At 75.4% G+C, this 9,107-nt stretch carries 11 protein-coding genes; 8 read left to right on the forward strand and 3 right to left on the reverse strand.

All coding sequences use genetic code 11. From position 1 onward, the window contains the following. Both E1300_RS44180 and E1300_RS44185 read left to right on the forward strand, forming a co-directional pair. Window positions 1–1,341 (forward strand): lactate utilization protein B (locus E1300_RS44180; protein WP_131763256.1); only part of this gene is annotated, 1,341 nt, incomplete at its 5' end. Between the two features lie 16 nt (window positions 1,342–1,357). Then, window positions 1,358–1,999, forward strand: a complete 642-nt coding sequence (locus E1300_RS44185) for a LutC/YkgG family protein (protein WP_131763257.1) — start codon at window positions 1,358–1,360, stop codon at window positions 1,997–1,999. 19 nt (window positions 2,000–2,018) lie between these two features. Here E1300_RS44185 and E1300_RS44190 read toward each other — a convergent pair whose 3' ends face one another. Beyond that, on the reverse strand, window positions 2,019–2,600 hold the full coding sequence (locus tag E1300_RS44190) for a TetR/AcrR family transcriptional regulator (protein WP_131763258.1): 582 nt from the start codon (window positions 2,598–2,600) through the stop codon (window positions 2,019–2,021). Between the two features lie 109 nt (window positions 2,601–2,709). Here E1300_RS44190 and E1300_RS44195 point away from each other — a divergent pair, with 109 nt between their 5' ends. Beyond that, the gene (locus E1300_RS44195) at window positions 2,710–3,126 is read left to right on the forward strand and encodes a plectin (protein WP_131763259.1); all 417 of its coding nucleotides are present in this window, start codon (window positions 2,710–2,712) and stop codon (window positions 3,124–3,126) included. Window positions 3,127–3,358: 232 nt separating this feature from the next. Continuing rightward, window positions 3,359–4,072: a maleylpyruvate isomerase N-terminal domain-containing protein gene (locus E1300_RS44200; protein WP_131763260.1), complete on the forward strand. Its 714-nt coding sequence runs from the start codon at window positions 3,359–3,361 to the stop codon at window positions 4,070–4,072. On the opposite strand, the gene E1300_RS44205 is transcribed toward E1300_RS44200, so the two are convergent. Next, window positions 4,020–5,402, reverse strand: a complete 1,383-nt coding sequence (locus E1300_RS44205; RefSeq protein WP_131763261.1) for a nitrate/nitrite transporter — start codon at window positions 5,400–5,402, stop codon at window positions 4,020–4,022. The two genes, E1300_RS44200 and E1300_RS44205, sit on opposite strands and share 53 nt — an antisense overlap. 204 nt (window positions 5,403–5,606) lie before the next feature. On the opposite strand from E1300_RS44205, the gene E1300_RS44210 reads away from it, so the two are divergent. Beyond that, a complete protein-coding gene (locus E1300_RS44210; RefSeq protein ID WP_131763262.1) occupies window positions 5,607–5,855 on the forward strand; it encodes a metallothionein in 249 nt (82 codons plus the stop codon). A 13-nt stretch (window positions 5,856–5,868) separates the two neighbouring features. On the opposite strand, the gene E1300_RS44215 is transcribed toward E1300_RS44210, so the two are convergent. Continuing rightward, complete coding sequence (locus E1300_RS44215) at window positions 5,869–6,381, reverse strand: NUDIX domain-containing protein (RefSeq protein ID WP_131763263.1); 513 nt, start codon at window positions 6,379–6,381, stop codon at window positions 5,869–5,871. 805 nt (window positions 6,382–7,186) lie between these two features. On the opposite strand from E1300_RS44215, the gene nirD reads away from it, so the two are divergent. The 3 genes from nirD to E1300_RS44230 all read left to right on the forward strand — a co-directional run. Continuing rightward, complete coding sequence (gene nirD / locus E1300_RS44220) at window positions 7,187–7,600, forward strand: nitrite reductase small subunit NirD (protein ID WP_242619786.1); 414 nt, start codon at window positions 7,187–7,189, stop codon at window positions 7,598–7,600. Continuing rightward, window positions 7,584–8,774, forward strand: coding sequence for a uroporphyrinogen-III synthase (locus E1300_RS44225; protein WP_131763264.1), 1,191 nt, complete (start codon window positions 7,584–7,586; stop codon window positions 8,772–8,774). The genes nirD and E1300_RS44225 overlap by 17 nt, the downstream gene beginning before the upstream one ends. Further along, the coding region (locus tag E1300_RS44230; RefSeq protein WP_242619787.1) for a sirohydrochlorin chelatase at window positions 8,767–9,107 on the forward strand (341 nt) is incomplete at its 3' end. The genes E1300_RS44225 and E1300_RS44230, both read left to right, overlap by 8 nt.

Below are 9,107 nucleotides of genomic sequence, written 5' to 3' on the forward strand. Positions count from 1 at the left end.
GCGACCGCGGCGCTGCGGGCCCGGGAGGCCGCCGCCGCGGCGGAGCCCGCCGACTGGGAGGAGCTGCGCGAGGCCGGCCGGGCCGCCAAGGACGAGGCGCTGCTCAACCTCGACGTCCACCTGGAGGAGCTGGAGCGGGCGGTCACCGAGGCGGGCGGCACCGTGCACTGGGCCGCGGACGCGGCCGAGGCCCGCCGTGTCGTCGTCGGCCTGGTCAGGGCGACGGGCGCGCGGGAGGTCGTGAAGGCCCGGTCGCTCGTCACCCGCGAGATCGGGCTGAACGACGCGCTCGCGCGGGCGGGCGTCACGGCCCGCGAGACCGCGCTGTCCGACCTGGTCGTCCAGCTCGGCGGCGACGAGCCGTCCCACCTGCTGTCCCCGGCGGCGCACCGCGACGCCGCGGAGATCCGCGAGCTGTTCCTGCGGGAGCTGCCCGGCGCGCCGCCCGACCTGCCCGGCGACCCGGCCGCGCTCGCCGGGGCGGCCCGCGCGCACCTACGCGAGCGGTTCCTCGGCGCCCGCGTCGCGATCACCGGCGCGAACTTCCTGGTCGCCGAGACGGGGACGGCCGTGCTGCTGGAGTCGGAGGGCAACGGCCGGATGTGCCTCACCCTCCCCGACACCCTGATCACCGTCGCCGGCATCGAGAAGGTCGTCCCGACATGGGACGACATGGAGGTGTTCCTCCAGCTCCTGCCGCGCTCGTCGTCCGGCGACCGGATGACCCCCTACGTCTCGACCTGGACGGGCGTGACCCCCGGCGACGGGCCGCGCGAGTTCCACCTCGTCCTGCTCGACAACGGCCGCACCTCCGCCCTCGCCGACGAGGTGGGCCGCGCCGCGCTGCGCTGCGTCCGCTGCTCGGCCTGCCTGAACGTCTGCCCGGTCTACGAGCGGACGGGCGGCGCCGCCTACGGCCCCGTCTACCCGGGCCCGATCGGCGCCATCCTCACGCCGCAGCTCAACGGCGTGGAGCGCGCCGCCGACGCGTCCCTGCCGTACGCGTCCACGCTCTGCGGGGCCTGCGCGGACGTGTGCCCCGTGAAGATCGACATCCCGGACGTCCTCGTGCACCTGCGCGGGAAGGTCGTCGAGTCGCGGCGCCGCAGGCCCGTCCCGAACCCCGAGCTGCTGCTGATGCGCGGCCTCGCCTGGACGATGGGCGACCCGCGGCGGCACGAGGCGGCCCTGCGGCGCGGCGCGCGCTGGGCGCGGCTGCTGTCGCGCGGCGGCCGGATCCGGCGGCTGCCCGGCCTGCTCGGGAAGTGGACGGAGGCCCGCGACCTGCCCGTCCCGCCCGCCGAGAGCTTCCGCGCCTGGTGGCGGCGGAGGGGCTCGTGAGCGCGCGGAGGCCCCGGTGAGCTCGCGGGAGGAGGTCCTGCGGCGCGTCCGGGACGCCATCGGAGGGGCGCGCGGCACGCACCCGCCCGCCCCGCGCGGCTACGCCCGCCGGCTGACCGAGGCCGAGGCCGCCACCCGCGCGGACGTGCTCGCGCTGTTCACCGAGCGGGTCGCCGGCCACCGCGCCGCGGTCCGGCACGTGAGCGCCGACGAGCTGGCCACCGCGGTCGCCGCGGCGCTGTGGGGCCGGGAGGCCAAGCAGATCGTCGTCCCGGCCGACCTGCCGTTCGGCTGGCTCGCCGAGCTCGACGGCGTCCGCGCGCTCGCCGACACCCCCGCGCTCGACCTGGAGGCGCTCGCGGCGGCCGACGGCACGGTCACCGGCTGCGCGGCGGCGGTGGCGCAGACCGGCACGGTGGTCCTGGACGGCGGGCGCGCGCAGGGCCGGCGGGCGCTCACGCTCGTCCCCGGCTACCACCTGTGCATCGTGCACGCCGACCAGATCGTGGGAACGGTCCCGGAGGCGGTGGCCCGCCTCGACCCGTCCCGGCCGCTCACCTGGATCAGCGGCCCGTCGACCGTCCACGACATCGGCGCGACCAGGGTCGACGGAGTCCACGGCCCCCGCCACCTGGAGGTCCTCGTCGTCGAGGACTGAGCGCCGCGCCGGGGCCGCCTCAGGAGGCGCGGAGGATCTGGTCGAGGCCGGCGTCGAAGCGGGCGTCCCAGTCGACGGCGCGGTCGGCGCCGTCCTCGTCGGTGTTCCGCACCTCCAGGGCCGCGTGGCCGATCACGTAGGCGAGCAGCGTGTGCGCGGTCGCCGCGGCCGCGTCCTCGGCCACGCCGCCGCGGCGGAGCACCTCGCGCAGGGACGCGACGGTCTCGGTGAGGGCCGCGGGGTTGCGCCGCGTGACCACGAGCGGCAGGACGCCCGCGTGGGCGAGCAGTCGGGCCCGGTAGTCGCGGGCCCAGGCGCGCAGGGTGCCGGCCGGGGCGGCGGCGGACGCGGCGTCGGCGGGGGAGGCGGGGGCGGCGGGGGCGGCGGCGACGTGCGCGACGAGGCCGTCGAGGAGCTGCTCCTTGCCGCGGGGGAGGTGGTGGTAGATCGCCATCGCCTCGACCTCCAGCGCGTCGCCGAGGCGGCGCATGGTGAGGCGGCCGAGTCCCTGGCCGTCCACGATGCGGAGGGCGGCCTCGATGATGCGCTCGATCGACAGCGGGGCGCGGTTCTGGGCGTTGATCTGCGGTTGCCGGACCATGAGCGAACACCTTACTGCGTAAAGGGCCGAACTTTGGTGTCCCCCGTCACAACACGCCGGTGGCCCGCGTACGCTTGCCTGGATCACGTGTCGAAGAAGGGGAACCACCATGCCGCTGGGGCGCCGGGTGAGCAAGGACGTCGCGGAGCAGTACGAGGCCGACCGGCGGCTGGCGGACGGCTACGACGAGCGGCTCGCCGCGGCGGGCGCGGCGGAGCGGGCGCTGCGCGAGGCGCAGGGCTCGAACGCCCCCGAGGGGGAGCTGCGGGCGCTGACGATCGCGTTCGACGAGGCGCTGACGGCGGCGATCGCCGCGGCCGAGGCCGCCGAGCGGGTCGCGATGGGCCCGCGCACGTACGCGACCGAGGCGCAGGACGGCAAGGCGCGGCGGGCGGCGGAGATCGCGCGCCGCCGGGCGAAGGCGCGCCCGGCCGTCCGGCCGTGGACCGACGAGGTCGACCGGCTCCGCACGGCCCGCGAGGCGCACCGGCTGAGCTACCGGACGCGGCCCACCGCGGTCGTCTGACACCGCGCCCCGGGGGAGGCCCGGGGGTGCGGGGCCGTCCCCGGGCGGGGGAGTCCGGGCGGCGGCGACACGGCGGTTCACCGGGTGGCACCGGCCACCGAACTCTGAGAGTCTGCCCTCTCGGGCCACGCCGGGGTGCACCGCTCCGCGTGCCGCGGACCGCGGCGGGCGCCCGGGGAAGCGCCCCGGAGGGGAGGGGCCGTACGGTGCTCTGGACGCGGGGGGAAGTCACGTGGAGCGCACGCCGCCGGACCGGCATCGCGTACTCGAGTCCTACCAGGACGGGGTACGGGCGATCCGCGATCTGGCGGCCGGGATCACCGACTGGGACCTGCCGACGCCGTGCGCGGACTGGGCTCTGATCGACCTCGCCGGGCATCTGCGCTGCGTGTCGGAGAACTTCCTGGAGTACCTCCAGGACGCCCCCGACAGCCGGCTGGCCAAGCTGTTCGCGCAGGAGGCGGCGACGGCCGTGCTGATCCGGCAGCAGGCCCGGCAGAACGCGACGGAGCTCGCGGTGCTGCCGCCGGAGACGGGCCCGGAGCGGATCATGGCGTTCGGGGTGTCCGCGGGCGCCTACGCCGACCTCCTGCCGGACATGTGGGACCGGACCCATCTGATCTACCGGGGCACCAAGCACACCGTCGGCGACCACGCGGGCGCGGCCTGCGTGGAGTGGCACCTGCACGCCTGGGACATGGCTCGCGCGACCGGCGCCGACTACCGGCCGCGCGATCCCGACCTGCTCGTGTCGGCGTGGCACTGGGGCGTCCCGCACCTGCCGCTGGCCGCGGGGCGGGCGTGGGAGTCGGTGCTGCGCTCCTCGGGCCGGTCGCCGCGCTGGCCGGACCCCGACGAGGGGACCGGCCGGCGGCGGAGCGGGCGGCGGAACGTCAGACGCCCGCCAGCCTCTTCGGGTGGGCCCGCAGGTAGACCAGCCAGGTGAGCGCGAAGCACAGGGCGTAGTACGCGATGAAGGCGATGTAGGCGCCGTTCCCGGTGTGGTAGGTCAGGAACGACTGCCGGAACGCGATGTTGACCAGCACGCCGCCGAAGGCGCCGACGGCCCCGGCGACGCCGATCAGCGCGCCGGCGAGCCGGCGGGCCTCGTGCTCGGCGGCGGCCGGGTCGCCGCCGCCGGCGACGCCGAGCTGCGCCTTCGCCCGGAAGATCGCGGGGATCATCTTGTAGGTGGAACCGTTGCCGAGGCCGCTGAAGACGAACAGCAGGATGAAGCCGGTGAGGAACAGCGCCAGCGACTTGCTGAGCGAGGCGGCCAGCACGAGCCCGGCCGCGCCCGCCATCGCGACGAAGTTCAGGAACGTCACCCGGGCGCCGCCGTGCCGGTCGGCGAGCCAGCCGCCGACCGGGCGGATCAGGGAGCCGAGCAGCGGGCCGAGGAACGTCAGGTAGGCGGCCTTGATCGGGGTGTCGAAGTCGGCCTTGAACTGGACCTGGAGCACCTGCCCGAAGGCGAACCCGAACCCGATGAACGAGCCGAAGGTGCCGATGTACAGGGCCGACATGATCCAGGTGTGGGCGTCCCGGCACACGTCCCGCATCGCGCGCTTCTCGTTGCGCGCCTGGGACAGGTTGTCCATGTAGAGCGCGGAGCCGAGGGCGGCCAGGACGATGAACGGGATGTAGATGCCGGCGACGAGGCCGGGGTGGCCCTTGCCCGCGGTGGCGAGCACGAGCAGCGCGACGAGCTGGACGACGGCGACGCCGAGGTTGCCGCCGCCCGCGTTGAGGCCGAGCGCCCAGCCCTTGAGCCGCTGCGGGTAGAAGGCGTTGATGTTCGCCATCGAGGAGGCGAAGTTGCCGCCGCCGACGCCCGCGACGGCCGCGAGCACGAGCAGGGTCGTGAAGGAGACGCCCGGCCGGACGAGGAACGCGGCGAGCAGCGCGGGGACCAGCAGCAGCGACGCGCTGAAGATCGTCCAGTTGCGCCCGCCGAACCGGGCGACGGCGAAGGTGTACGGCAGCCGCAGGACCGATCCGACCAGCGCCGGGACGGCGGTGAGGGTGAACTTGCCCGCCGGGTCGATGCCGTACGCGGGCCCGAGGAACAGCACGAGCACGGACCAGAGCGTCCACACCGAGAACCCGATGTGCTCGGAGAAGATCGAGAAGACGAGGTTGCGGCGCGCGACGCGGGCGCCGGTGGCCTTCCAGAACTCCGGGTCCTCGGGCCGCCAGTCGTCGATCCAGTGGCCCTTCAGCCGGGTGAGCGGATACCCGCGCGCGGTCCGTCCGGTGTCGGTGGTGAGGGTCATCGGCGTCTCCTTGGGTTCGCTGACCGGCACGAACGTAGGAGCGGCGGGTTTCGCCGATGTGTGTCCCGTAATGCGGCGGTGATAACTCCGCTGCACCGCGTGCCCGGCGGCGCTGTGAGACGGGCCGGACGCGCACCGGGATAACACCGCTGTGACCTGGGTAGACCTTGATCGCGAAGCCACAACGGGGGGAAGGCACGGACCATGGCGACCTGCGAGGTCTGCGGCAACGACTACGCGATGTCCTTCGAGGTGCACGCGCAGGGCGAGGCCCACACGTTCGACTCGTTCGAGTGCGCGATCACCCGGATGGCGCCGATCTGCGAGCACTGCGAGTGCCGGATCATCGGGCACGGCGTCGAGGTGGAGGGGCACTGGTACTGCTGCGCCCACTGCGCGCGGGCGGTCGATCCCGAGCGGGCGCGGCGGATCGCCGACGCAGCGCCCGTGTGACCGCGGACTCCGGTCAGGAACGTTCCGCGCGGGCGTCGCTGAGGAGGGCGCCGAAGGGCTGCTCGCGGCCGTCCTCAAGGTAGACGGCGCGGCGCTCGGCCATGGCGCGCAGGCTCGGGGCCATCCGGCGGGCGACGTGCGGCGGCGCCAGCTCGGGGATCTTCTCCGGCGCCACGAGGACGTGGTCGGAGAGCTCCTCGGGCGGGAGGCGGATGGCGCCGGCCTCGGCGCCGGTGATGGCGCCGTGGAAGACGAAGACGTTGGCGGAGTCGACGCCGTCCTGCGGGGAGCCCCAGTCGACGCAGGCCAGACCGTCCAGGCGGGGGACGAAGCCGAGCTCCTCCTCGCACTCGCGGACGCACGCGGCCAGCGGGGACTCGTCGGCCTCGATGACGCCGCCGGGCAGGAACCAGCCCTCCCGGTAGGTGGGCTTGACGAGCAGGACCCGCCCGAGGTCGTCGAGGAGCAGTGCCGCCGCGGCGCCGCGGGTGCGCGGCAGCGAGGCGTAGTAGGCAAGGTCGGGCATGTACCGAGGTTAGGCGCGCCGGGGGCGCGGTGATCCGCGCGCCGCGGGGCGCGGGGCCGCATCCGTCCGCGAGATCGCCGGGACGCCGCCGATCCGTTCGGCAACGGGGGCAGGGGCGCCGAATGGGCCATGACAAAGGTCGACAACGCTTGACACGCGATCGTCAAGGATTGCCGCCGGGCGCCGCCGCCGGTGTCTCCGCCGTGTCCGGGGGGCCGGGCGCGGACTCGCTCCGGCCGCTTCCGGATGGCCGCCCGCCGGCCGGCGGCTCACCGTGGAAGGGCGGGTGGAGGACCGGCCGGCCGCCGGATCGCACGCATTTCTGGGACAAGTCCGGCGCACCAGGTGAAATGGCGACTGCGGCCCCTCGTTCCGCCTGGACCGGTTCCGGTGCCCGATGCAACCCCTCTGACCTGCGTGAACATGCTCTGCCGGCATTCCGGGCGGGGGCGGTTCCGGGGCCGGAGCGCAGATTCGGCTTGATAGCGGTCCGGCCACGATTCGATTTCGAGGTGAGCGTCTTTTAACACGCCGGTGACAAAGGGGACGCAATCGCGAAACGGCCTCTGCTCAGGATCGGGCCCATGAACGTCGGAGGGGACGAACGGACGCGACCGGCCTCGGAGCCCGGCTCCCGCGGCCACCGCGCAGACCTTACTGCGTCAGGGGTCCGGGCCGGAACCGTTCGGCACATGTTCCGCGCACGGGCCGCCGGCACGGCCGGTCCCGGCGCCGCTCCCGAGTACGAGCGCGACCAGATCACACCGGTCCCGGGGACCGGTTCCCGCCTGGAGGTTGCCGCCCGATGACCATGACACCCGATGTGCTGATCACCAGGGAGCCGCGGCGCCCGCACGGGCACGCGCCCGCCGCGGGGCACTGGTTCGACGTCTGCGAGTACGCCGACCTGATCCCCGAGCGCGGTGCCTGCGCGATGATCGACGGCACCCAGGTCGCGATCTTCCGGACGTTCGACGGCACGCTGTACGCGCTGTCGAACCTCGACCCGTTCAGCGGCGCCTACGTCCTGTCCCGGGGCATCCTCGGCACCCGCGGCGGCGCTCCCACCGTCGCCTCGCCCATGTACAAGCAGGTGTTCGACCTGCGCACGGGGGCCTGCCTGGACGATCCGCGGGTGGCGCTGCCGACGTTCCCGATCCGCCTGGACGCGTCCGGCCACCGGGTGGAGGTGGCGCTCTCCCATGAGCACGGGCAGTGAGCCGCTGGCCGGGTTCGCCGTCGGCGTGACGGCGGCCCGCCGCCACGAGGAGCTCGCCGCGCTCCTGGAACGCCGCGGTGCCAGGGTCGTGCACGCCCCCGCCATCCGCCTGGTCCCGCTGTCCGACGACGCCGAGCTGCTGGAGGCGACGCGGGCGTGCATCGAGCAGCCCCTCGACCATGTCGTGGTCACGACCGGGATCGGTTTCCGGGCGTGGCTGGAGACCGCCGACGGGTGGGGGCTCCGCGACGCGCTGATCGGGCGGCTCGCGGAGACCGACATCGTGGCGCGCGGCCCGAAGGCGCGCGGCGCGATCCGGTCGGCCGGGCTGCAGGAGCGCTGGTCGCCGGAGTCGGAGGGGTGCGCCGAGGTGATCGAGCACCTGCTGGAGAAGGACCTGACGGGCGCGCGGGTCGCCGTGCAGCTGTACGGCGAGCAGCAGCCGGAGCTGACCGGGTCGCTGCGCGACGCGGGCGCCGAGGTGATCGAGATCCCGGTGTACCGGTGGTCGCGGACCGACGACCCGACGCCGCTGCGCCGGCTCGTCGGGCAGGCCGTCGCCGGGACGGTGGACGCGATCGCGTTCACCAGCGCCCCGGCGGTCGCCGCGACGCTCGCGGTCGCCGCCGAGGACGCGCTGGAGGAGCCGCTGCTGGAGGCGATGCGCACGCACGTGGTGGCGGCGTGCGTCGGTCCGGTGACCGCGCAGTCGCTGACGGAGCGCGGGGTGGCGACCGTGCAGCCCGAGCGGGCGCGGATCGGGGCGCTGGTGCGGGCGCTGGTGTCGGACCTGCCCGAGCGGCGCGCGCGGCGCATCGAGGTGCGCGGGTTCGCGCTGGAGCTGCGCGGCCACGCCGTCGTGCTGGACGGCCAGCTGCGGCCGATCGCGCCGGCGCCGATGGCGATCCTGCGGGCGCTGGCGCGGCGTCCGGGGCACGTGGTGTCGCGGGCGGAGCTGTGCGGGGTGCTGCCGAGCCGGCTGGTCGTCGGCGGGACGCCGTGGTCGCGGGACGCGCGCCCGCAGGCCGACGAGCACGCGGTGGAGATGGCGGTGGCCCGGCTGCGGCGCGGTCTCGGCCGCGCCGGGATCGTGGAGACGGTGGTGAAGCGGGGCTACCGGCTGGCGTGCGACCCGCGGCTGTCCGACCAGCTGCGGGCGGGTGTCGGTGGCTGACGGCCGCGGCTCCGCCGCGCCGGCGCTGCTGGCGGTGGCGCACGGCACCCGGGATCCGGCCGGTCCGATCGCCGTCCGGGAGCTGCTGCGCCGGGTGCGGGCGATCCGCCCGTGGGTGCGGGTCGTGGAGGCCTACGGCGAGCTGTCGGCGCCGTCGCTGGAGGAGGCGGCGGCGGGGCTGGAGGGCCCGGTGGTCGTGGTGCCGCTGCTGCTGGCCCGCGGCTACCACGCCCTGATCGACATCCCGGACCGGGCGGCGCGGCTGCTGCCCGGCTCGGTGACGGCCCGGCCGCTCGGCCCGGACGGCCTGCTGGCCGCCGCGCTGGCCGAGCG

Origin of the sequence: Actinomadura fibrosa (assembly GCF_900659615.1) — a bacterium.
Taxonomy (GTDB): domain Bacteria; phylum Actinomycetota; class Actinomycetes; order Streptosporangiales; family Streptosporangiaceae; genus Spirillospora; species Spirillospora fibrosa.